Here is a 24,082-nt window from a genome sequence, read left to right on the forward strand (position 1 = left end):
AAATGAAATAAAATTATATGTTTCTACAAAATGATTTTTTATGTAAAATAAATAATTGTTGGAAATTTAGTAAAGATAAAGGAATACCATTTTAATATGGCTCTGACTAAAGATGTCTGATGAACGGTTAGGACAAAAAATTTTTATCTTGTTTTCCTGCACGATAAATAATATTAATTTAAAGGGAGTTACCTAAGTGCGAGATTTTGAAGAACTTAAGTATTTTTTAGAACCTCATTTTGGTTTGAAGATAGGCTGGGAGCTAATCGAATACGCTGTTATTGAACATCGACAATTAAGTAAAAAAGAACGATCCAACTTCAAAAAAGAACTTTTATATATGAAACAACTGTTAGAACAAAATCAATATGAAAAAATACAACAAATTATTAAGAAGAATAATTTAGAAAATACAAAGCTTTACAATATTGATAAAATACGAAAATTTATCGATAGGGTTTTACCAATTATTGAGAAATATGAATATAAAAAAGGTATCCCTTATGTCCCCTTTAAAGCTTTAAACTATTTGTTTGATACAATTATTACTCCACCTAAAACAAAATTATCTTTCGACTTTATTGCTATAGATATTAAAAGAGAAGGGGATACATTTATTCATCATATCTTGCAAGATTTAAACTATGTAGAAAAAGCCTTTATGGAAAAAGATGAAGCTAAGATTCAAAAGTTACTACAACTTTCTAGAGAAAAAGGGATTACTATTTTTGAATCTCAACATCGAGATGAATTTATCCAAGTAGTAACGAACGAATTAAGTTATTAAACAAGTATGTCTTAAAAAAATTCACTATAAAAAAATGACCACTATATATTTTTCCTATTTAATTACGCTTTAGTAACTGGCAACACCGAGGCTTTCGGGTACATGCAAAAGACCTCTCACCGTGGGAGGTCTTTTTGATATTTAGGATTTTATTATTTTCCAAAATTCTGTTCCATAGCTTTTGTTAGAAAATTCAACAGGTATTTGTGCTTTCGCAAAGTTGTCGCCAACGTCTATCTTATTTACTCCATTTTGTAATGGTGAGCCAAATGAAAATTCCAGTTGCAAATCAGTAAGGTTAAACAAAATTGAATGCACTGTTCCAAAGCTTTCATTGTAATTATGGACGGATAATCCTTTAGGAAACTCTGTTAAAAGAAGCTCTTGTATTTCATTAACAGATCTTTTGCCACTTTCCTTCAATTTCCCCTCTAAAATATCATATCTTAATTGAGAATGCTCGAGCTTGCCAGGCTCCATTTTTTGTATTGTAGAAAATAGACCATGGTTAGTGGCAATAAGATAATCTAATTCTGCACGTTTCACTTCTTTTATTCCGTCATATGTTCCAATTATAGCTGCGTCGCCATTTGCATCAGCTATAAGTAGATTCATATTCGTTCCTACAGGCATATTATTAACCATATAAATGGCTTCTTCTACATTTTTACAATTTTCTAATAGAGCTCTGACAATAACCATAAACTGTAATCCAGGTACTACTGGTGGTCTCATACCAGGATATTTGCCAATGGGCATGCCACACGATGCATAGGCAACACATAGCCCCTTCTCATTTAAGCCTTCGCTCCGACCGAATGTAGAAACAGAAAATCCTGTATAAGAATATTTCCCTTCGACGATTGTTGTACATAAGCGCATATCTGAAATGTTAGGTGAAAGATCATAATTTCTTATGACATAGGTTTTACCATCCGCCATTTTTCCTGGCAAAATAGCCCCTAAACTACACCCTCCAGGAATTAACCACGCATTTTGATAAAAATTTAGTTGTTCGGGCTCATAGCCAAAGCCTTCCGCAAAACCATCTAATTCTTTATTTAAACCTGGACAGTACTGCTCTATTTGTGCCTTCATTTGAAAATAAGCGTTGTCCGAAGTTAATTTTTCCGTAAAGAATAGCGATTTCGCAAAAGGATTTTTTTGAAATTCCCGAGCTTGTTGTTGTCCTATCTCGTATGAACTACCTTGAAGAAATGCAAACTGTCCTGTATTTGTTTTCATTGATATACTCCATTCCATATAGTACTTGCAAGACATTTCTACCCTTGCTACATATAGAATAAAGTCTCCATCTACTGGAGAGTTTAGCTAGTTTCTTATTTTCACAAACACTTTTGTCAAAAAATCATTAGGATGTAGCTCAATATTGGGTCTAATATTAATTGGATTTGCTACTTCAGTTGGGATTAACCCCTTTATGTATTGCTCCATAAACAATCCTTCTACATGAAGGGATTGTTCAGTCAGCCATTCCTGCAAACGACTATAGCCAAAATTCAACTCTGAATATGGTCCCTTTATATTTATACAAGCATACCTGCCTTCTGGTATTACTTTAATATACTCTGCCAGTTGAGTTGCTTTTACTGGCAACAGTAGTTCAACATCCGCTATATTTTGCTTCCTGTCCTGTTGATGAAAAATTGCAGTAAGCTTCCCTTCTATCTCTAATTGATATGCATAGATTCGTTCAAATAATTTTCGTACTAGCCTATCCATTTCAATAATATTGATCTTTTCACGGATGGCAAGCACCTGTATTTTTGGTCGTTCCTCTATATAACAACTTGATAATGTTGGCTTTAGATTAAATGTCTGAGCGTTCTGAATAGAATTTTTCACTTGGACAATATTTTGAATTTGTTCAGCAATTATTTCTTGTTGATGCTCTAATTCCTGAACTTTTTTATGTAATCTTAGCTCTAAATCTTGCCGATCATTTTTTCCTTTCATTATCTGTTCAATCTCTTTTAATGAAAAATGACAATTTTTTAGTACCTGAATCTTATTTAGCTCTTTCATTTTATCGTAATCAAAATAACGATAGCCGGTCACTTCATCTATAAAAGATGGTTCGAGTAATCCAATATCGCTATAGTAACGAATAGTTTTTACAGGAACATTACACAGGTTCGAAAATTTCCCAATGCTATACATAAGACACCTTCTTTTTAATTTAGTTGATTTCGATTCATCATGCTATATCTTCCATTTTGAATGAATTAAAATAAACCTCTCCTTGCTTAGTTATTGTACGATAAAGTTGTAGTAATTGTTTCAATATAATGTGCTTCACTATAACGTGAGGTTGATTTAGGAGTACGATGAATCGTCTTGCTCTATGTCACAACAATTAGCTTTCACTCTAATCAACATATAAACATGATATACGTTTTAACAAATATCAACGACAACTTGCCCAAATACAAAAGGCGAAAGGACGCCTAAAAACCAAAAGAGTAGCTCATCATTTTTGATTTGAGCATACTTCTTTTGGTTATATACTAATTTGTTTCGTATGAGCATTAACTTGTTCCCATGGATATTTACCTTACTTTCGCGGGTATTTTCCCTGCTTCCGCGGGTATTTACCTTGCTTCCGCGGGTATTTACTCTGCTTCCGCGGATATTTACCTTGCTTCCGCGGGTATTTTCCCTGCTTTCGCGGGTATTCGCCTTGCTTCCGCGGGTATTTACTCTGCTTCCGCGGGTATTTTCCCTGCTTCCGCGGGTATTTTCCCTGCTTCCGCGGGTATTTACCTTGCTTCCGCGGGTATTTGCCTCTTTCGCGGGTATTCGCCTTGCTTCCGCGGATATTTTCCCTGCTTCCGCGGGTATTCTCCCATTTTGCGCGGGTATCTGCCTATTTCGCTCGGTTCACCTTGCTAATAAGTGGGTGATGAATTTCCCTATATAGAATTTTATTTTTTAAAGCGATTACGTGTATTGGCATAGACAACTACAAAAATTGTAAGAACTATAAAGAGAACGAGCCCGATGATAAATAGCCATTCGGTTTTGAATAGCTCATTCAGCGCCCATAATAGTAAGCAAAAACAGTAGCCGTACATCACTTTGCCCACAAATTTCGCGAGTGCTTTTTCGTTATATTTTTCTTTCTCACTGTCGGACATCGTATTATAGCCCGCGAGTAAAAATGCACCTTTTCCTTGTGATAAAACAATTGCAAATATTAGGAACGGAATCATTATGATGAACCAAACAATGGCATACATGATGATTAGTCTCTATTTTTCATTTAGAATAAATTGCTGAATGGCTGGCAGCAATTCTTTATGAAGTGGTAGTGATGGGTCTGAATACGTCGCTAAATTTTCCGCGCGATCTGCTGGAGCATTTTTTAACACATGATTCATTCCTTCCATATATTCCAGCTTGGCATCTGGTTTGCCTTTCTTTAACGCTTCCGCATCCGTTGCAACTACTTGTAAGTCGGTTGTTCCTTGAAGAATTAAAACTCGGCTATTCACTTTTGCTAACTCACTTGCAGGGTTATATTTTAACCATGAAATCATATACGGTTGAACGGAAGAACGGAAGAGTGATTGTAAATCTAGAGAAACGTTCTTCACTAGCTCTCCTTTTTTCAAGGATGCAAGAGCATCTGTTGATTCTTTTAGAAGCTCTGGCGATAATTGACCTTTTAATTGCTCTAACAAAATTTCATCTGCTGGTCTTCCAGAGCCCGCTATGGAAACATAGGACTCTACTTTTGTTTTTTGTGCTGCTAGTAAACCAATTAGTGAGCCTTCGCTATGTCCAATAATATGAACGCTTGAATACGCTTTATTGGCTAATAGGGTATTAATTACTTGAACTGCGTCATCTACGTATTGGTCAATCGTGATATCCTCTTCCTTTGTTAAAAGGGATTGATTATCGCCAAGTCCACGTTTATCATAGCGAACAGTTGCAATACCGTCTTTTGCTAACCCTTCCGCAATCATTTTTAAGCTGTCATTTTTACCAGCTATAGCTGAATTTCCATTCTTATCAGTTGGGCCAGAGCCTGCTATAATAAGTGTAACTGGAGATGGCTCCTTACTAGCCTTTTGAAGAGCCACTGTTAACTCACCATCTTTAACGGGAATCTTTAACGTTTCATACGTAACTGGTTGTTCTGGTTGTTCTTTGAATGGTTTTAAGACAAGTGGGAATTTGCCACCATTTTGTTGAAACGTCGCTTCAATTTGCCCATCTTTTAATGTTCCGTTAATTTCAACTGCCGAGCCATTTAAATTGATCGAAACACTCACTTGATCACCATCGTATTTAATGCTTTTAAATGGATAATTGGATAATCCTTGTGCCGGTACTGATAATGTCCCATTATCTTTTTGCAAATCAACGATAATTGGAAGTGCTCCGTTTGGCGTTTCAATATTCCCTTCCCATTTACCTACTAGCTGTTCATTCATTTTATTGTCCCCCTTCGTCTCTTTACCTTTTGTATTGTCTTCCTTTTGAGCACATGCTGCTAATAATAAGAGTGCACAACATAAAAATAATAGTTTTTTCATAAAATCTCTCCCTCTATATGAAGATGACTAACAAGATTGGTAAAAATATGACAAGTAAAATGATATAGCTCCATTTATTCGCCAAGTTCACAGTCCAACCAACACCGTATTTCTTTTGCACTAAAAGTGAAGGATCATTTTTATTGATGTAAACAATACCCCATTTCCAGTATCGATCATCGGCTGCAGCTGTTTCGTTTGTATGTAAATCATCAAAGCGCTCATTATTTTTACTTAACTTCCAAATGAAGAGGATAAGTCCCCCTAAAGAGACGATCATAAAAACGATAAAAAGAGGGAAGAAGTAAGGAGCTGTTTGATTTTTTTATATCACTGTCGTGTAATGTAAAACAACAAGAAGAATGGTCATACTATAATTAATCGCCGCTAAGTACCAGCTGCCATATTTACGCTGTGTAAGCTCTCTATTGGCCGAAGCTGTTTTCGCCTGTGCGCTCAATTGTATTTTGGCACTTTTCATACCTATACTTATGATGAAAAAGCTAATTTGTGTCCCTAGTAAAATAAGCGGCATTACAATAACTGATAGCCATGTTTTTTCAGTCCAACCGTCTACCTCACCTGCTGCATTCCAATGGGTAGCAAATACATCTGGGATGGAATTGTAATTCATATAGGTAAAAGTAATCAATGCTAAAGTGATAATAATTGGTAATGCAAAAAATGTAGGTGAAAGTACTTCATATCGATCTCGTATAGATAAATCCATCACATAAACAGTTTTCACATATGCTTCCCAATTTTCTTGTTTTTTTAGTTTTTTTTTTTTTGATAAAACATATAAAGTCCAACTGATATAAGAAGCATGACATATAGCAAGATAAAGGATAATAAAACAAATTGCTCTTCCTGAATGGATGTAAATAGAAGTAAAATTTGGCCTAAAAGAAATGCAGCTGCTATGCTCCCTACCAACATGCTGTAGTGCTTTCTAAATGTTTGTAATTGCCGATGCTGCACATAGGGCTCCGGAATTGAAACGCCAAACACTGATGTTTTTCTCGTTAAATATGGTGTTATTGTTTCCAGTACTCCTACGAAGATAAAAATGCTTACTATAATAAGCATATTCCCCCTACTTCCATTGTTTTAAAATTCGATGAAACAAACTTGTCATCTGATCTTTTTCGAGACCACGTGCAAATGCCTCAGCCATAATTGGCTTTAAAGCATGTTCTACTTTTTCAACTTCCGTCTCTTCCAGCTCTTTTTTTTGACCACCGATAATGATAGCCTTTGCTTTCGGCTTTAATTCGATTAACCCTTTTTCTTCAAGTTCATGATAGCTTTTACTTACCGTACTGACATTAATACCTAAATCCGTAGCCATTGAACGAACTGAGGGTAATGTATCACCATTTTTCAGCTCTCCCTTAGCAATTAACTCAATTAACTGATTTGCTAACTGTTTGTAGAGCTGTAATTCACTGCTTGGGTCTAAATGAATATTCATCTTACCCCTCCCATCTGTACCGCTTATCACCAAACAGAAATCTGTCATACACAGAGTAATACAGTTTTCTGAAAGAGTCAATTTTTTCTATAAAGTGAAATTTAATCAGTGGGGTTTCTTTCCCCCACTGATTATTAGTCTTCACCAATCGGGCTTTTATGGGCAGTTAATCTCATACCTTACTTCTTTTCTTGCGTTGAACTTTAAAGTGGGAGTTCTACTGCCCGTTAATGCGGGATAAAGTAAAACTTAATCAGCGGGGTTTCTTTCCCTGCTGATTGTATTCACCAATCGAGCTTTAGGACAATGAATACGAAATAAAAAAAGGATCCAGAAAAATTCTGGATCCCAAGAACACTTATTTCTATTTGATTGTATCTGTATCGGTTTTTGCTTCTTCTTAAGATACAGCAAAACAGAATATCCTCTGCCTTACCTATTCCTTAAGATTTTAAAAGCTCACCCTATACAGTTGTGGCGGACTTTCCTGAGATTCCTGGTCTTTGGGTGTTTGACTACTCATTCTACATCCTCCTAATCACATTAGATTAATAAGTGGTTCCGTTCTTAATATGAACCGTTTCATAAATGTTTATTCATGTGGTGCTCATTTTTATTAAAGTGCCTTCATATAGCTTGAAACGCCAAGGAAATTTTACGCTTCTTCTTTAAAAACCTGTTGCGCTATAGTTAAAGCGTTTTGCACACGCGGAAAACCTATGTATGGCACTAATTGTAATAGTGCTTCCACAATTTCTGTTTGAGTCAAACCTGCATGTAAACCACGTATAATATGTGTTTTTGTTTGTGGGGCAGCACCTTGCGTTACTACTGCTGTAATGACAACAAGTGCACGGCTTTTTGCCTCTAGCCCTGGTCGTGAATAAACATCACCATAGGCAAATTCAATAATCATTTTGCGTAAATCTGGTGCGATGTCAGCTAGTGCATCCGCCTCAATCATTCTTGCCGCTTCTTCCTTTGTCACATACTGCTTTATTGTTTCGATCCCCTTTGTAAAACGCTCATTCATTGAAAATCCCTCCCATTATTATTTCATTACACAAAAACCCCAATTCCGCGTCTCCAGAATTGGGGATTGTCCTTCACCTATGTAAGGGGCTCTTTTTCATTTCACCCTCTGGCTCTAACGAAAAAGGAAATGTTTTATCATAGTGCCTCACTGGACAGCTTTAATGAATATCTATGCAAAAGTCACAAGGACATGCACGCTAAGGTAATGGTTACGCAAGACAAGCTTTTGCCTTTTCGATTTGGATGATTACTTGATCAAACCCTGTACCACCCAATGAATGACGACGACGAACGGCAGCTTCAGGTGCTAATACATCGTAAATATCTGCTTCGATAAGCTCACTTTCTTTTTTCATATCTTCAAGCGGTAAATCTAATAAGTAGATGCCCTTTTGAATACATGTGAATACAAGTTTTCCTGTCACTTCATGCGCTTCACGGAAAGGCATACCTTTTGTTGCTAGATAATCTGCAAGCTCCGTAGCATTGGAGAAGTCAGAGTGTACTGCCTGGTGCAAACGCTCTGTATTGACAGTCATTGTGCGAATCATACCTTCAAAGATTTTTAGAGAACCAAGAATTGTATGGACTGTATCGAACATACCTTCCTTATCTTCCTGCATATCTTTGTTGTATGTTAACGGTGTTCCTTTAAGAACTGTTAATAAGCCCATTAAGTTACCATAAACACGTCCCGTTTTTCCACGGATTAACTCCGCCATATCAGGGTTTTTCTTTTGTGGCATAATAGAAGAACCTGTTGAGAAGGCATCATCTAGTTCGATAAATTTGAATTCATCTGTCGACCACAAAATAATTTCCTCGGCAAAGCGAGATAGATGCGCCATTAATAATGATGAATTACTTAAAAATTCAACGATAAAATCACGATCACTTACTGCATCCATAGAGTTTGCATAAACCTCGCTAAAGCCTAGAAGCTCCGCGGATTTTAAGCGGTCGATTGGAAAAGTTGTCCCCGCCATGGCACCTGCACCTAAAGGCAAAATATCGATACGTTTAAGTGACTCCGTAAAGCGTTGTTTATCACGCTCTAACATCCAGAAATAAGCCATTAAGTGATGCGCAAATGAGATTGGTTGTGCACGTTGCAAATGTGTATAGCCTGGTGCAATTGTTTCCACATGCTCCTCAGCTTTATCTAGCAATGTCTTTTGGAATGTCTCTATTAAACCGATTGCTTCCTTCACACGTTTTTTCAAGAAAATATGCATATCCGTTGCTACTTGGTCATTTCGGCTACGGCCTGTGTGAAGCTTACCACCTACAGGACCAATTAAATCAATGAGCATTTTTTCCAAATTCAAGTGAATATCTTCATTAGCAACTGTAAATTCAAGCTCCCCTGCAATTGCTTTTTCTTGTAATTGTACAAGTCCACCGAGAATTGCCTCTACGTCAGCTGCTGGTAAAATTCCTGTTGCGCCAAGCATCGTAACATGTGCTACGCTACCTTCAAGGTCTTCTAGAACAAGCTGTTGGTCAAAGCCAATCGATGCGCCGAACTCGTCCACCCATGCTTCTGCTGATTTTTGGAAACGTCCGCCCCAAAGTTTTGTCATAACAGCTCACCTTTTCCTTCATTTCTTTTTGAAAAGGTGCAGCATAGCACAAAGCTATCCTACACCTTGTTTGTCAAAATTAGTTTTTATTTATTTACTGAAGAGTTAACCACTGTTGGCAGACCCCATAATTCGATGAAGCCTACTGCTGAAGCATGGTTGAATTGGTCTTCTTTAGAGTAGGTTGCAAGCTTTTCACTATAAAGTGAATTTGGAGATTTACGTCCTTCCACAATTGCATGACCTTTGTAAAGCTTCACACGTACAGTTCCGTTCACAAATTTTTGTGATTCAGCAAGGAATGATTCCAGTGCTACACGTAATGGAGAGAACCATAAACCATCATAAATTAATTCAGATAATTTTTTCTCAATGACTGGCTTGAAGTGTGCTAACTCTTTTACAAGCGTTAAGTCTTCAAGCTCTTTATGAGCCGTTAATAACACTTTTGCTCCTGGAATTTCATATACTTCACGGGATTTAATACCAACTAATCGGTTTTCTACGTGATCGATACGACCAACACCGTGTGCACCAGCTACTGCATTTAGCTCTTGGATTAAATCAGCAAGCTTCATTTCTTTTCCGTTTAAAGCTACTGGCTTACCAGCAACGAATTCAAGTTCTACGTATTCCGCTTCGTCTGGAGCGTTTTCCACAGAAACTGTTAAACCATATGCTTCTTCTGGTGGAGATACCCATGGATCTTCCATTACGCCCGCTTCATTTGCACGGCCCCATAAGTTTTGGTCGATAGAGAATGGTGAATCTAATGTTGCAGGAATCGGTACATCATGTTTCATGGCATATTCGATTTCCTCATCACGGCTCCAGCCCCACTCACGTACAGGCGCTAATACCTCTAAATCTGGATTTAAAGCTTTGATGGAAACTTCGAAACGAACTTGGTCATTCCCTTTACCTGTGCAACCATGAGCTACTGCGTCCGCACTTACTTGATTTGCAATTTCCACTAATTTTTTTGAAATTAATGGACGAGAAAGCGCCGATACTAATGGATATTTTTGTTCGTACCAAGTATGAGCTTGTATTGAGATTAATGCATATTCTTCCGCAAACTCATCCTTCGCATCTACCATATATGATTCAATTGCTCCTACTTGAAGAGCTTTATTTTTTACGAATTCAAGGTCCTTACCTTCACCAACGTCAAGGCACACTGCAATAACGTCCCAACCTTGTTCTTTTAACCACGGAATTGCTACAGAAGTATCAAGACCTCCTGAATATGCTAATACTACTTTTTTATTTGCCATAAAAAATGCGCCTCCAATTAATCTATAATATATGTATGTTTATACATCCAACTAAAAGTTTATACACGAATAGTATCATGTTATAAAAATAAAAACAAGTGTATTTTTATAAATTAATAGACTTTTATGTTTATTGTAAAAAGTGTGTCATTCTAACACTTTAAGCGCTTGTACAAACTATGAATATTTTTACTCGGAAAAACGATTTTTTACTCGCTACATGAATGTATATAGTATAAATTTTAGGATAGTAAATGGCTCTTCTACAAGACAAGGAGTCTGATGGGCGCTTTCCTGGGGGCGTCCGATGAGCAAATGACAAGCGTTTTAACAGATATCATTCCTAACATAAAAAAACTGTAAACACACTCGATTTTCACTCGAGTATATTTACAGTTGATTACCTATTTTTTATTAAAAAATGATTTGCCTAAAAACTCAACGGTTGCAGGTGCCATTGCATATAGCTTGCTTGTTAACCCCATGATCCGTGGTAAATTAACCTCTCGGACAGGACGCTCGATTGTATTTATCGTAGCTTGTGCCACTTCTTCAGCTGTTAATAAAAATCTTCCTAAAGACTCGCGATAGCCACTTTCATCACTCGCCTTGTCTAGAAATGGTGTATCAATTGGACCTGGATGTATCGCAGTGACTTTCACATTATAGGGAGCCAGTTCCATGCGAAGTCCATTCGTAAAACCGACAATTGCGTGCTTTGTAGCAGCATAAACACTTGCCTTCGGTGTCGCTACCTTTCCTGCCTGTGAGCCGATAAAGATGAGCTGACCTTGTTGACGTTGTATCATAGGCGCTGCTAAACGTTTTGCTAAATATATCGGTACATTGACATTTAACTCAACCATTTGTCTAATAGCTTCATCTGATAAGTCAGGTGCCATACCAAATTTACCTACCCCGGCAGATAGAATAGCTACATCAAGAGGCGGTAGCTGAGCACATACTTCATCTATTGTAGCTACATTCGTTAAATCTGCTTGGATCACATTTGCGCCCACGCGCTCTAATGCTTTCAATGCGACTGTATTGCGTCCTGTCGCATAAACCGTATGACCTTGTGCTACTAATAATTCTGTAATTTTCAGTCCAACACCACTTGTTGCACCTGTCACGAAGATAGTCTTTTTATTCACGCTCATGTTTACACCTACTTTCTATGAAATAAAAAAATACCTTCTTCCGTTTTTGTAGATGTAATCAAATTGTTGGCCTCTAAGTAATCTAAATAACCGAGCGTTTTAGACAGTGTCAGACCAAGCTGACGTTGAAAAACTGCTGGGTAAAAACGCTTCGTTACTTGTACAGCAGTTAATGATTCATCACCAAATAATTCGCAAACCTTCAAAGCTTGCTGATGCTGGCGTTGTAATCGTTTATCAATTAAATCAGGAATATTCTGCAACTCTGCACCATGTCCTGTATACATTGTTTTAACTGGTAATCGTCGTAATATTTCTAGCGATTCATTATATTGTAGTAACGATTTCGTACGTCCTAATGCACGGTCTAGTGGTGGCTCAATTAACGGGTTTGGCGTTATTTTTTCAAGCAATAAATCTCCACCGATAACATGATGAGTTTTTTCATCCCAGAAGATTAAGTGACTTTGTGCGTGTCCTAATGTTTCAATAGCCTTTAATCCAGGATGTCCTGGCACTTCATCCCCATCGTTAAGAATTTGTGTTAATGGTCGTTCGCCTACAAGCTCTATTTCACGGCGGACATGTACACTCGGCTGGATATATTCTTGAGGAACACCGTGCTCAAATAAACGTTCACTGTAAAACTGCACATGGTAACGTAAAAAATCCTCGTCATGACGAAGCCATTTATCGTTATAGGCATGCCCTAAAATTTCTGCGTTTGGAAAGGCATCCACCCAACCTGCATGGTCTGGATGGTGATGGGTTAATACAACCTGTTCAATATCTCTCATATCAAAGCCCGCTGCGCGAATACCCCATTTTAGCGCGTCATAGGCTTCCGTTGTTTTAGGACCAACATCAAAAATTGTCAACGCATCGCCTTTGACAACAAATGCATTTACATCTCCTACGTCATAGGGTGTTGGTATTTCTATTTTGTATATAGACAAAAGCTGTTTCCCCCTTTTATGCAACTAGTGAATACCGATTCATTCTATTTTACAAGTTTTTCTTCTTTTCGTCACCCTCCAGTTGACAGGTTGACGTATTATCAATATAATTTTGAATAATCTAATTATTTTTATGCGTTGATGAAGCCAAGTACGTAGTTGGTGAAGGTGTCATAGAGAGTGTTACATTTGCTGAAAGTAACATCACCCACTTCCATTACCGAACCTACTTCTGAGCAGTTATGAAAACATAACCGTTTCCCTTGCGATAAAAGGGCTATGAGTTGTGCCAATTGGCAAACAAAGGTGGTACCGCGGAAACTACAGCGTTTTCGTCCTTCTTTATAAGGACGAGAGCGCTTTTTTATCTTCATTCAGCAAATGTTTTAGTAGCGACAGCTGAATGAAGATAAAGCCTCCGGCGGATGTCACGGATTTTCAAAGGAATGAATTGTGCTAGCACAATTCAAAATCCGGACGCAATTACGCCAAGGCGAAATTGATTTTGAACTGGAGGTTTTATCATGAAAAAAATACTATTTATTGGTGCAGGCTCTATGGCAGAGGCATTGATTCAGGGATGGATTAAAGAAAAAGTATTTACAGCGCAAGAAATTTACGTCACCAACCGCTCAGACAAAGACCGCTTACATTTTTTACACGACACATATGGTGTAAATTGCAATATTGACCATGATATTTATCAGCACGCTGATTTAATCATTTTAGCGATGAAGCCTAAAGATGCCGTTACAGCGATGCGTGAGTTAAAGCCTAAAATTGCAGAGCACTCAGCCGTTCTTTCTATTTTAGCCGGTATCGCTATTACTACTATTATAGAACATTTAGGTGCTCGCCCAGTCGCACGCGTTATGCCTAACACTTCTGCTACTATTGGGATGTCTGCAAGTGGAATTGCCTTTAATGACAAAGTGACTGCAGAACAGCGCTCCATTTTCTTACAGCTACTAGAGGCGGTTGGTTCAGTAATTGAGGTGGATGAGGATCAATTACATGCTGTAACTGCACTTTCAGGGAGTGGCCCAGCTTATATTTATTATTTAATGGAGGCATTTGAACGGGTAGGTACAAAGGTCGGTCTCTCAAAGGAAATAGTACGACTATTAATGACGCAAACACTAGCTGGTACTGCGGAAATGCTAAAGCAATCCGTCGAAGAGCCTGATGTATTACGCCGTAAAGTAACAAGTCCAGGCGGTACAACAGAAGCTGGAATAAAGGCCCTTGAACAATATCAATTTAATGAAGCTATAGAAGCATGTATTAAAGAAGCAGAAGCTCGATCCCGTTCACTTGCAAATAGTAAATAATGGGTGCAAAATAGAGTATATCACTAGGGATTAGGGGGCTTTATATTGGCTAAATTATTTGAACCTTATCAATTACAAACTATCTCTTTAAAAAATCGTGTTGTGATGGCACCGATGTGTATGTACTCGGCGCAGGATGATGGACTTGTCACACCTTTCCACCAAGTACATTATGCAACACGGGCTGCTGGTCAAGTTGGTTTAATCATCGTCGAAGCTACTGGTGTTGTACCAGAAGGTCGTATATCTAGTAACGATCTCGGAATTTGGGATGACGCTCATATAGAAGGTTTAAGCCAATTAGTTCAAGGAATGAAGGCATACGGAGCAAAAATCGGCATACAGCTTGCACACGCTGGACGTAAAGCAACTGTAGATGGAGAAATATTTGCGCCATCAGCCATTGCATTTAGCGATGCTTATAAAACGCCAACTGAGATGACATTAGAAGACATTGAATATGTTATAGAAGCATTTAAGCAAGCAGCTATTCGAGCAACTAAAGCAGGCTTTGACGTTCTAGAAATCCATGGAGCACACGGCTATTTAATTAGTGAATTTTTATCACCAGCAACGAATAAACGCAATGACCAATACGGTGGCTCTCAAGAAAATCGTTATCGATTATTACGCCAGGTCATCGATGCTATTCGTAGTGTTTGGGAAGGTCCTTTGCTTGTGCGTGTTTCCGCTGAAGACTATGCAGAAGATGGTACAACAATGGATGACTTTATCGTCTTCAGTCGCTGGATGAAATCACAGAGTGTCGATTTAGTGGATGTTTCTACAGGTGGTGTCGTGCAAGCTCATATAAATGTTTTTCCAGGCTACCAAGTGCCTCATGCTGAAGAGATTAAGCATGGTGCTGATATTCCAACTGGAGCGGTCGGCCTTATTACGACAGCCATTCAAGCAGAGGAAATTTTACAAAATAACCGTGCTGACTTAATTTTGCTAGCACGTGTTCTTCTTCGTGAACCCTATTGGCCACTTCATGCGGCCAAGGAGTTAGGAGAAGAAGTTCAACCACCAATGCAATACGTACGAGGCTGGTAAAAAACAGGATAGATTCACCATAATGTAAAAAACAGCTTGTTGATTTATGTTAACAAGCTGTTTTCATTCAATAAAGAGGATTTTGTTTAATTTCTTCATCAATTGCCTTCACTAACGTCACTGCATCATCTGCAGTGACGACTTCTCCATTGACGATGGCGAAGATCCCTTGCTCACAAATTTCACAATGTGATGTACAGCCGGATTCTTCAATTTCAATATCGGATCTTTCAACTAGTACATCATAGGCATCTGCTGCACCCAGTGATAAGTTTGTGATGCAAAACTCTACTCTATTTTTCAATTGCTGTGGCTCTTTCTTTTTCTTAAAAAGAGAAAATACCATCCTTTGATCTCCCCTACTCTCTCAAACAAAAATTTTTAAACAAAATACTAACAGTTCGCTATTTCTGAAAAATAATCGCTATTATATTAAGGTTTATACACATCAGCTTCATTTGAAGGGACAAAGGTAATGCCCTATCGAGAAATAATCGTTGGATAGTTCATAAAAATGATCAAGGTAAATATAGGCCCCGTCAGTAAACACCCCTCCATTTTTTAGCAAGATAAAACGCTATAAAATCTTTTTTCCCTGGAAACTCGTCAGATACAATTTCGTTAATCTTGGAAGCTGATATCACATTCCAATAATTTCCAAATAAAATATCTTTATTCAGAAATTCATTAATGTTACCTTTAGTATTATTGTTCATTTGAGTTCTACTTCCTACTTTTCTTAAGTACATTGTGTAAAAAATACACCTGCATGATTCTGATCAACATTTTTATTTAAAAACAAATATCCGACCGAGTCACTAAGGCTAAACACATCATGGAATCCTTCAGGAAAATCACCTCCATAAATTTGTAGGCAAAATTGATAACCATCCAAACCCATATCTTCTACTTGTAACAGAGATGGTTTATGTCCAATCAATGAACCACAGTAAATCTCTATATCATCTAAACATTCTTCATCAACTTCTTCTAAATCTACTTCTTCTCCCAGAATGAACTTTTGTGCTGGTATTAGAAAATCTGATTCATTTCGAATATCACCAGCTTTGTGTAATAAAACTTTTGTATATCCTTTTTTAATATTTTTCAACTCTTCTTGATCTCCATGAAAAGTGATTGAATCTAAAAAGTAATCATCTTTTTTATACGTTGTAAAAACGGATAGCACTCGTTCTTTTGGTAAATTTACATTTAGAGTTTCATTAAGAAAATCCGTTGGTAAACATAATACAAGTGTTAATTTATCTCCATCTGGATTTAATGGCCAATCAATATTTTCAGGCAAAAAGCTATATCCGCCAAGACGAGCTACAATGGATTCATTTTCCACATCTTTAAAAATAACTTCCATTGACATTTTTCAACACCACCCTTATTTATAACTTCCTAGTCAATATTTACCACCTTATCTATACAGCTGTTTTTTTCCGACAATAAATACCTAACTCACTTGACCAAACTTGTTTATCGTTAGTCGATCCAACACATATACTTATATCATTAACAACAATACTATAAATTACCTTAATTGTAATTTTAGCAAAAGTAAGTATCTGAATCAAAAACCTAAGTTTCAAGGCTTCCATCAATGAAACTGCATTCGAAAATATTAGTATCACAAATATATAGCTACCCCTACTCACTTTTGTAAAATAACTAATTCGTTTTTACTTACCTGTGTGTTCTGATGCCAATGTAAAACGAAAAAAGCATATGTAAAAGAAGAATTACGAACACCTTCTTGCATATGCTTATATAGCGATAACTCTTCTTCAACTAACAAACCTAACCTTCTAAACTTTTTAACCAGCTAATATAGTAACTGTATTGTTCTTCGATTTCTACAAAGCTCAAATCCTCGTCAAACTCAAATATGTCAACTATATCTTTTATTAAAGCTGGTTTTCTAAACTTCATTTTATATGCTAAACGTCCGATCCCATCGATAGCTGCATTGTTGAAGAATCACATTTAACGCAGCCCCATTACACGTAATCTGTAAATTGGCAAATACAAACCATGGATAAATGAATTAATTGGAGAATAATCAATTGAGCTATTGAGTGATGAAGTTTATAAAATCGAGGAAGAGAATAACTTATCTGTTAGAGGAATTAGAATCTAGTAAGAGATAGCAAATCTATGATAATAATAGAGGAAATGATATAATTAAAGAGTAACAGAATAAAGGTATTTAAGGGTGATTGGCGATCTTCTCTACTACTCCTAATTCAAATTTTGCTATTTAGTTCTAGGAGAGAAAGGAGGGATTGCTTATGACAACATATGAAGCATTAAGCGTAGCTATTGGTCTTGGTACTTTAATTATTGCTATCCTTGCATTGTCATATACTTTTTCACAAAAAAAGTAAAAGCACCCTTTAAAACCTAAGCAGGGTTAAAGTGCTTTTACTTTCGTCTTGCCAATCGCTCTTATAGCGTTTGTTTTGTTACTTGACCGTATGGTGTTACCGCACCATACGGTCTTTTTCTTACCCTAATTATAACACATCGCTTTTATTTCTCAAGAATTTATACCCCTTTACGCATTATCTATGTACACAAAAAATAAACCAACAAAGAAATTTTAAATTAATAAACCAACCCGTACACAATTACAGACAAGTACTTACTAACTAATGATATGTACAAATGTGTGTATACTCTACCTTGAAGTACTAGGAAAATATTTTCATGTTTAAAACATATTTGTGTCACCAGAAATTGAGAGTTCTATTAAAACCATATCTTCATCATCTGGAGATCCCCGTATAGTTTCAAAATCCCACAATTATTTTTCCGTCACTCATAATAAATTCCATATTTTCACTTTCACAATTCAGCCACGAATTTTTTCTGGTATATACGAAAGGATATATGTATAATGTTTTAGAATTTGAAACTCACGCTTTGATGAAATCTACACATACATCATGTAGCTGAATATTTTCCTTCAAAGATTTTTTACTATCTTTTTCAATAATATCTAACTGTAAATCATCTTTTGTATAGCCATCAAAAAGTTCCATTATATTGAAAATGGTGTCATAGGTTACATCGTATAATATTTTTTCAATATTTTCACAACTGCATTTACATTTACAAAGAGCAACCTGAACCACATCTTCTTGAATTTCATGTAATGCCCTAAAAAACATTTCTTGACTAGGATTTAATTTTCTCATAAAGCCTCCATTTCTTATTATTTAACCCACTAGAATATTTCATTTCTGCTCAGTTCTTACTTTGGCGCCTAACGAAATAAAATAGTCAGCCAAAACTAAAGTATTTTCCCCAACTCAGCTAGTAGAAATCCATTACTATTTAATCGGTTTCGTATTTCATTGAATGATAGACCAGTCTCTTTTTTTACTGCTAAGAGCACTTTTGATTTATTTTCACCTGGACCATCAAGATACACACAATATTTCCCAACTCTTTCTTTAATTCGTTGCTCAATGGGTGTAAAATTTTCTTTTGATTTTGCAATAGGAAGAAATCCGCATATATTTTTTATTTCATCACTATTTAATTTAGTTTCCATGCCTTCTCCATTAACTCATAAAAATTAGATTGATATTCACCGCATTTATAGTAGTTATCATCGTGTTCATCCAGCCATACAGATAAAAAATAGTCGAACTTTTCCAGTGAATCCACTAAATGATGAAATCGCCACCAACATAATCATTACCACATATACTATAATTACCATAAATAATTTTACATTGCCACATTAGTTACAACATTGTTGTAAACGTTTTATGTAATAATAGTAGCAAAGATGCACTAAGCTTCTTGGCTACTATTATTACAAATTCTTTTTTAAGCACACTAAAAACTCAATCACTCCATCTTCTATTTTGGCTGTTGCACTTCCACCTAATTTTTCTGCTAGCAACCTGACAATAGATAACCCTAGTCCAGTATTTTCACGTCTGGAATTGTCTGTTGTATAAAATCAATCAAAAAGCTAATTAGGATTTAGTTGGATATTTTCGTCAATCGGATTCTAAAAACAGATTTATATATGTTCCTCTTATCACATCTTGATAGTTACTTCACTCTGCGAATGCATAGCGTCGGTATCACGAATACGGTATCACAGTGTTCTGAGCCCTATAAATAGGAATGGTTTGCTTATAATTTCACAAATAATCCCTCGTCTGAAATAAACATAATAACTCTTCAGGAACATTTACTGAATCCTTATAAAAAAGATATACAGGAACACTTGGCAAAGTAATTTCATCGAAGGGAACGATATTAAACCGACCTTCCATCCGCTCTCTTCTCACAATCATCCGTGGCAAAAATGACATCCCTAATCCATCTTTTATCAAGCGCTTTACCACATAGGATTGGGATATGGACACTTGCTTGGTCACTACATATTTTTCCTGTAGTTTATGTAATAAATCCTCCCAAATAGTTGGATGATGGTGTGTAAATAAAGTGTAGGTTTGAAATAATTCCTCATAATCAATATAAGCCCCTGTCTCATCATCGGAAGCATCCAGTGGAATAACCAATTCTAAAGGACTCTCTACAAGAAGCTCTTGGTGCCAATGGCGGTAACGCGTTGGGAATAAGGAAATACCAATATGAGCCTTATCACTATTTATTAAATCTTCAATTTTTGCTGACTCCTCCACTAGAATCGATATTTCAATGGTAGGATTTTCATTGATAAACTGATAGATAACATGGGGCAATATTGTTTCCACCATTAACGGGGTCATTGCAATAATTAGCTTTTCTTCAATTCCCTTTGTTGCTAACTGGAAACGTTCTATACTTTTTTCCCATTGATGAATGATTTGCTGAGCTTCTATTAGAAAAAGCTGCCCTGCCTCCGTTAATTGCACACGATTCTTTTCACGTTTGAATAATTTGACATTTAAAAATTGTTCTAACTGATGAATATGAACTGTAATACTTGGCTGCGATAAATGTAATTCTTCTGCGGCTACTCGAAAATTACAAGATTTTGCGGCTACTACAAAAGACTGTATCCATTTATAATCCAAAATGTCACCTCTTTCATTAATGTTCTTAATCAACTTCATTAACTATATTTAATTTACTAAATTATCCAACAATAATAAACTAAAATTAGATCGATACTTTTACACAAAGGGGAGAATCGTATGTTAGCTAAATTAAGTAAGCAATTTCGTACTTTTGCAAAAGATGAATGTGCAAACTCAAGTCCACTGTATGAACATTTAGCGAATAAGATTGCCGATGATGATGAACTATTAAAAGTTGCGACATTTATACCTCAAGGACAACCTGCACCTAATTTATTATTAGCTGTTGTTCAGTATTTGCTGTCATCATCAAAGGACGATTTAGTTCATTTTTATCCATCTTTAACGTCAACACCCAAAGCATTAAATGAAGTGTACCCAGTTTTTAAAGCATTCGTCTTATCCCATTTAGAAGAATTGAAGACTTTATTTCAAGAAAAACTTGTTCAGACTAATGAAATTCGCCGTTGTTCTTACCTTTATCCGATGATGACAGAAATTTACAAACGCCACCAAAAACCATTAGCCTTCATTGAAATCGGAGCAAGTGCAGGGCTTCAACTTGGAATGGATCAATACAATTACTGCTATAATCAACAGCTTCATATAAACAATTCTAATAGCGATTTTGTTTTGTCCTCAGAAAATCAAGGACAACCGCTCCCAGCTTCCATTACAAATGCTCCCGTTGTTTGTCAGCGAGTGGGCATCGATTTAAATCCTATTGATATTCATAATGAGGAAGAGCTCCAATGGCTCCAAGCATTAATTTGGCCAGAGCATCAAGAACGAAGACTTTTGTTAAATCAAGCGCTCCCTATTTTAAAAGAGCTCGATTTACAACTGATAAAAGGAGATGCCATTAAACTTATAAAAGAGATTAGTAGAGATATTAATAAAGATGCGATATTAGTTGTTTACCATACACATGTGGCCAATCAAATCCCCATGGAGTTACGCCTTGAATTAATGGAGCAATTAAAAGAGATCAGTATGGAACGATCTCTTTACCATTGTTATAACAATTTATTTGATATGCAACTACATCAAGATTTTATTGATCAAGGGGAAATAGAATCTATACGAATAATGGAACGCCCTGATGGTCATGCTCGATGGTTCAAGTGGTCCAACCAAAACTAAACATTAACAAAAACGCTGCATAAGATTTAATCTCATGCAGCGTCATAAAGTATGGCCCTCCGACAAAACGAGGGGTTGATCTCCGTTCCGGCTGGGCGCTTTATTGTGGGCGTCGGGCTATCTTCTATCTGTTACTCTCCTTATTTCGCGGTATATTTTTTGATCGCAGGTAGAATATCGTTCCCTATAATTTCAATGTTCTTCATTAATTTATCGAACGGCACACCGCCAAAATCAATTTGTGCCATAAATCGTTGCATGCCATAGAGCTCGTATTGATATAGTAATTTTTCAATAATTTGTTCCTTACTTCCGACCATTAAGGCGTCGCGTGTATCTGGCGCTTGCGCCAATTGTTGCTTTGGATAACCGGCGCCACGAATTGCTTGGAATCCACCATTTAAATGTGGGTACATCCCTTCTAGTGCCTCTTGTGTCGTATCAGCAACATAAAATAGGCTTGCTGTAGCAATCGGTAACTCTTGCGGATCAAAGCCACTTCTCTCTGCCGCTTCTCTGTAGGCATCTACTGATGGCTTAAAGTTAACTGCAGGACCACCTAATGTCGTTAGCATCATCGGAATGCCCATATAACCTGCTTTAATGGCACTTGCAGGTGGTCCGCCGACAGCTCGCCAAATTGGTAACGAGCCATTTTTAGGTTGTGGCAAAATTTGCGCATTATGAAGTGGTGCACGGAATTGTCCTTCCCAAGTGACCAGTTCGTTGTCATTTATTTTTTTCAGTAACTCTAATTTTTCTTCAAAAATGTCTTCGTAATCCTTTAAATCAACGCCTAGTAATTGATATGCACCAACTCGAGAGCCACGCCCTGCGACTATTTCTGCACGTCCATCTGAAATTAAATCAATCGTTGCAAAATCTTCATATACACGTACCGGATCAGAAACACTTAGTACTGTCGCGGAGCTTGTTAATTTAATTTTTGATGTAGCTTGTGCGATCGCTCCTAAAACAACCGTGTGTGCCTGTGTAGTAAAGTACGATTGGTGACTTTCTCCCACACCAAACACATCAATACCTGCTTGTTCTGCAAGCTGACTTGCTTCAACTAGCTCTTGGATTCGTTGCTGAGCTGAAATTCGTCCACCTGTTAATGGATTTGGAATATGATCCCCTAATGAATAGAGGCCAAATTCGATGCCTTTCGATTGATCAATGCGGTATTTTTCCATGATTAAACCTCTCCTTAATCTAGTGGTTCTAAAATAGCTTCGATTTCTGCACGTCTTTCTTCTAAAAATGGTGGAAGATCAAGTTCTTTTCCAAGATCCTCTACTGCCGAATCAACGGTAAACCCTGGTCCATCTGTCGCCATTTCAAATAAAATTCCATTACGATCTCTGAAGTAAAGACTTTGGAAATAATAACGATCCACAATGCCAGTACTATCAAAGCCTAGCTCCTTAATTTTGAGATCCCACTGTTGTAATTCCTCCACTGTTCCGACGCGTAGTGCAAGATGATGAATACTACCACGACCAGGTTTCTCACTTGGTCCTTCTAATTCTTGAACGACGATTTCTCCAAGCACTTCACCAGGAATGGATTGCAAGACTGCTTCTTTTTCACTTTCTGCTACAGCTGTGTAATTAAATAGCTCTTTCAATAAGCTAACTGTCCGTTGCAAGTAACGAACTGTAATTTCAATTGTACCCATCCCTAAAATGCGATGTTCCGCCGGGATATCAGAGCCGTCCCACGGTTGCCAATGAGCTGGTGTTTCGTGACCATGGTTGTTTAGAAGCACCATTCGTAACCCTTCATGATCCTCAAAAAACAATGCATCTTTTCCTGCAAAAGTTGTAATTTCACTATGTTCAACCTCTAATTCTTGAAAACGATTTTTCCAATATTGCAAACTGTCATAGCTTGGCACTAGTAGTCCAATACGTGTAATGGCATTTGTTCCTCGAACTGTCCGTCCTGCTACAGGCATTTCAAAAAATGTTAATTCTGTACCTGCAGCACCTGTTAAGTCTCCATAAAACAAGTGATACATGGAAGGCGAATCTTGGTTTACTGATTTCTTAACACGACGTAAGCCGAGAATTTTTGTATAAAAATCATTATTACGTTTGCCGTTTTTTGTTAGCATTGATATATGATGATGTCCACTTAATTTGTTCATGAATGTTTCCTCCTCATTTTCACTTGACTAAGCAAGTGATGTTGTAAAAAAAATCACGCTGGTGGTAATTTTTTTTCACGACTATGCTTCTCTAATTTTGACATGAGTATATTTAAAGTTTTCATTTCTTCTTCTGTTAATACTTCTTCAAACAATGAAGATTGAAATTGTAGCTGACTTGGAGTTGCCGCATCAATCATTTGCTCGCCTTTAGCTGTTAGTGAGATTGTTTTAGTCTTCCAATTTTGCTTACGTTCAATAAGTTCCTCTTTTTCAAGACGAGCAAGCATCCGAGACATACCACCTTGCGTCACTGTCACTTTCTCTGCTAATTGTGATTGCGTTAACGGTGCATATGTCTTTATTTGTATTAGGACATCAAATTGTGCAGTCGTTAAGTCAAAGCGCTTTAAAAACTCATTGGATAGCTGGTTACTTTGATTTGTAAAGCGCATCATCCGAATCCATGTCAGTGATCCGAGCGTGTGTTTTCGCATCGCTTCCTCCTC

General features: G+C 36.9%; 26 protein-coding genes. 5 read left to right on the forward strand and 21 right to left on the reverse strand.

The window, feature by feature from the left end:
• Positions 1–196 precede the first annotated feature (196 nt).
• On the forward strand, positions 197–787 hold the full coding sequence (locus ACFXN8_RS01990) for a hypothetical protein (protein WP_386842380.1): 591 nt from the start codon (positions 197–199) through the stop codon (positions 785–787).
• Between the two features lie 141 nt (positions 788–928).
• Here the strand turns inward: ACFXN8_RS01990 and ACFXN8_RS01995 are convergent, their stop codons facing one another.
• From ACFXN8_RS01995 to ACFXN8_RS02055, 13 genes are all read right to left on the reverse strand, one after another.
• A complete protein-coding gene (locus ACFXN8_RS01995; RefSeq protein WP_386842382.1) occupies positions 929–2,032 on the reverse strand; it encodes a C45 family autoproteolytic acyltransferase/hydrolase in 1,104 nt (367 codons plus the stop codon).
• A gap of 87 nt (positions 2,033–2,119) precedes the next feature.
• Positions 2,120–2,968 (reverse strand): MerR family transcriptional regulator, encoded by an 849-nt coding sequence (locus ACFXN8_RS02000; protein ID WP_376070836.1) that lies wholly within the window; start codon positions 2,966–2,968, stop codon positions 2,120–2,122.
• A gap of 764 nt (positions 2,969–3,732) precedes the next feature.
• Positions 3,733–4,047: a DUF3784 domain-containing protein gene (locus tag ACFXN8_RS02005; protein WP_386842384.1), complete on the reverse strand. Its 315-nt coding sequence runs from the start codon at positions 4,045–4,047 to the stop codon at positions 3,733–3,735.
• Positions 4,048–4,059: 12 nt separating this feature from the next.
• On the reverse strand, positions 4,060–5,352 hold the full coding sequence (locus ACFXN8_RS02010) for an alpha/beta hydrolase (protein ID WP_386842386.1): 1,293 nt from the start codon (positions 5,350–5,352) through the stop codon (positions 4,060–4,062).
• A gap of 13 nt (positions 5,353–5,365) precedes the next feature.
• Positions 5,366–5,632 (reverse strand): DUF5808 domain-containing protein, encoded by a 267-nt coding sequence (locus ACFXN8_RS02015; protein WP_386842388.1) that lies wholly within the window; start codon positions 5,630–5,632, stop codon positions 5,366–5,368.
• Between the two features lie 45 nt (positions 5,633–5,677).
• Positions 5,678–6,100 (reverse strand): DUF1648 domain-containing protein, encoded by a 423-nt coding sequence (locus tag ACFXN8_RS02020; protein ID WP_386842390.1) that lies wholly within the window; start codon positions 6,098–6,100, stop codon positions 5,678–5,680.
• Positions 6,101–6,126: 26 nt separating this feature from the next.
• Positions 6,127–6,441: a hypothetical protein gene (locus ACFXN8_RS02025; protein WP_386842392.1), complete on the reverse strand. Its 315-nt coding sequence runs from the start codon at positions 6,439–6,441 to the stop codon at positions 6,127–6,129.
• 7 nt (positions 6,442–6,448) lie between these two features.
• Positions 6,449–6,826, reverse strand: a complete 378-nt coding sequence (locus ACFXN8_RS02030; RefSeq protein ID WP_376070820.1) for a GntR family transcriptional regulator — start codon at positions 6,824–6,826, stop codon at positions 6,449–6,451.
• Positions 6,827–7,481: 655 nt separating this feature from the next.
• On the reverse strand, positions 7,482–7,859 hold the full coding sequence (locus tag ACFXN8_RS02035; protein WP_386842394.1) for a carboxymuconolactone decarboxylase family protein: 378 nt from the start codon (positions 7,857–7,859) through the stop codon (positions 7,482–7,484).
• Positions 7,860–8,070: 211 nt separating this feature from the next.
• Positions 8,071–9,444: an argininosuccinate lyase gene (gene argH, locus ACFXN8_RS02040; protein WP_386842396.1), complete on the reverse strand. Its 1,374-nt coding sequence runs from the start codon at positions 9,442–9,444 to the stop codon at positions 8,071–8,073.
• An 86-nt stretch (positions 9,445–9,530) separates the two neighbouring features.
• On the reverse strand, positions 9,531–10,721 hold the full coding sequence (locus tag ACFXN8_RS02045) for an argininosuccinate synthase (protein WP_386842398.1): 1,191 nt from the start codon (positions 10,719–10,721) through the stop codon (positions 9,531–9,533).
• Between the two features lie 404 nt (positions 10,722–11,125).
• Positions 11,126–11,881: an SDR family NAD(P)-dependent oxidoreductase gene (locus tag ACFXN8_RS02050; RefSeq protein ID WP_386842400.1), complete on the reverse strand. Its 756-nt coding sequence runs from the start codon at positions 11,879–11,881 to the stop codon at positions 11,126–11,128.
• An 8-nt stretch (positions 11,882–11,889) separates the two neighbouring features.
• Positions 11,890–12,837, reverse strand: a complete 948-nt coding sequence (locus ACFXN8_RS02055) for an MBL fold metallo-hydrolase (RefSeq protein WP_386842402.1) — start codon at positions 12,835–12,837, stop codon at positions 11,890–11,892.
• Between the two features lie 524 nt (positions 12,838–13,361).
• Here ACFXN8_RS02055 and proC point away from each other — a divergent pair.
• Together proC and namA are read left to right on the forward strand one after the other, a co-directional pair.
• Positions 13,362–14,168: a pyrroline-5-carboxylate reductase gene (gene proC / locus ACFXN8_RS02060; protein WP_386842404.1), complete on the forward strand. Its 807-nt coding sequence runs from the start codon at positions 13,362–13,364 to the stop codon at positions 14,166–14,168.
• 45 nt (positions 14,169–14,213) lie between these two features.
• The gene (gene namA, locus ACFXN8_RS02065; protein WP_386842406.1) at positions 14,214–15,224 is read left to right on the forward strand and encodes an NADPH dehydrogenase NamA; all 1,011 of its coding nucleotides are present in this window, start codon (positions 14,214–14,216) and stop codon (positions 15,222–15,224) included.
• A 67-nt stretch (positions 15,225–15,291) separates the two neighbouring features.
• Here the strand turns inward: namA and ACFXN8_RS02070 are convergent, their stop codons facing one another.
• Positions 15,292–15,570 carry a YuzB family protein gene (locus ACFXN8_RS02070; protein ID WP_386842408.1) on the reverse strand — a complete coding sequence of 93 codons (279 nt, stop codon included), beginning with the start codon at positions 15,568–15,570 and terminating at the stop codon, positions 15,292–15,294.
• Between the two features lie 393 nt (positions 15,571–15,963).
• Positions 15,964–16,602, reverse strand: coding sequence for a DUF1963 domain-containing protein (locus ACFXN8_RS02075; protein WP_386842410.1), 639 nt, complete (start codon positions 16,600–16,602; stop codon positions 15,964–15,966).
• Positions 16,603–17,521: 919 nt separating this feature from the next.
• Here ACFXN8_RS02075 and ACFXN8_RS02080 point away from each other — a divergent pair.
• Entirely contained in the window at positions 17,522–17,617 is a 96-nt protein-coding gene (locus ACFXN8_RS02080) for a putative holin-like toxin (protein ID WP_386842412.1), read from the forward strand.
• Positions 17,618–18,148: 531 nt separating this feature from the next.
• On the opposite strand, the gene ACFXN8_RS02085 is transcribed toward ACFXN8_RS02080, so the two are convergent.
• The 3 genes from ACFXN8_RS02085 to ACFXN8_RS02095 form a co-directional block, all read right to left on the reverse strand.
• Positions 18,149–18,430, reverse strand: a complete 282-nt coding sequence (locus tag ACFXN8_RS02085) for a hypothetical protein (protein WP_386842414.1) — start codon at positions 18,428–18,430, stop codon at positions 18,149–18,151.
• A 95-nt stretch (positions 18,431–18,525) separates the two neighbouring features.
• Entirely contained in the window at positions 18,526–18,789 is a 264-nt protein-coding gene (locus ACFXN8_RS02090) for a hypothetical protein (RefSeq protein WP_386842416.1), read from the reverse strand.
• A 604-nt stretch (positions 18,790–19,393) separates the two neighbouring features.
• Positions 19,394–20,275 (reverse strand): LysR family transcriptional regulator, encoded by an 882-nt coding sequence (locus ACFXN8_RS02095; RefSeq protein WP_386842418.1) that lies wholly within the window; start codon positions 20,273–20,275, stop codon positions 19,394–19,396.
• A gap of 120 nt (positions 20,276–20,395) precedes the next feature.
• On the opposite strand from ACFXN8_RS02095, the gene ACFXN8_RS02100 reads away from it, so the two are divergent.
• Positions 20,396–21,421 carry a DUF2332 domain-containing protein gene (locus ACFXN8_RS02100; RefSeq protein WP_386842420.1) on the forward strand — a complete coding sequence of 342 codons (1,026 nt, stop codon included), beginning with the start codon at positions 20,396–20,398 and terminating at the stop codon, positions 21,419–21,421.
• 140 nt (positions 21,422–21,561) lie between these two features.
• Here the strand turns inward: ACFXN8_RS02100 and ACFXN8_RS02105 are convergent, their stop codons facing one another.
• Genes ACFXN8_RS02105 through ACFXN8_RS02115 form a run of 3 tightly spaced genes read right to left on the reverse strand, consistent with a single transcriptional unit; the run spans position 21,562 to position 24,070 of the window.
• Positions 21,562–22,617: an LLM class flavin-dependent oxidoreductase gene (locus ACFXN8_RS02105; RefSeq protein ID WP_376070777.1), complete on the reverse strand. Its 1,056-nt coding sequence runs from the start codon at positions 22,615–22,617 to the stop codon at positions 21,562–21,564.
• Between the two features lie 14 nt (positions 22,618–22,631).
• Positions 22,632–23,573: a ring-cleaving dioxygenase gene (locus ACFXN8_RS02110; protein ID WP_386842423.1), complete on the reverse strand. Its 942-nt coding sequence runs from the start codon at positions 23,571–23,573 to the stop codon at positions 22,632–22,634.
• Positions 23,574–23,626: 53 nt separating this feature from the next.
• The gene (locus ACFXN8_RS02115) at positions 23,627–24,070 is read right to left on the reverse strand and encodes a MarR family winged helix-turn-helix transcriptional regulator (RefSeq protein ID WP_386842425.1); all 444 of its coding nucleotides are present in this window, start codon (positions 24,068–24,070) and stop codon (positions 23,627–23,629) included.
• Between the last annotated feature and the right edge of the window lie 12 nt (positions 24,071–24,082).

It is taken from the genome of Lysinibacillus sp. NPDC059133 (assembly GCF_042755925.1).
In the GTDB taxonomy this organism is placed as follows: Bacteria; Bacillota; Bacilli; order Bacillales_A; family Planococcaceae; genus Lysinibacillus.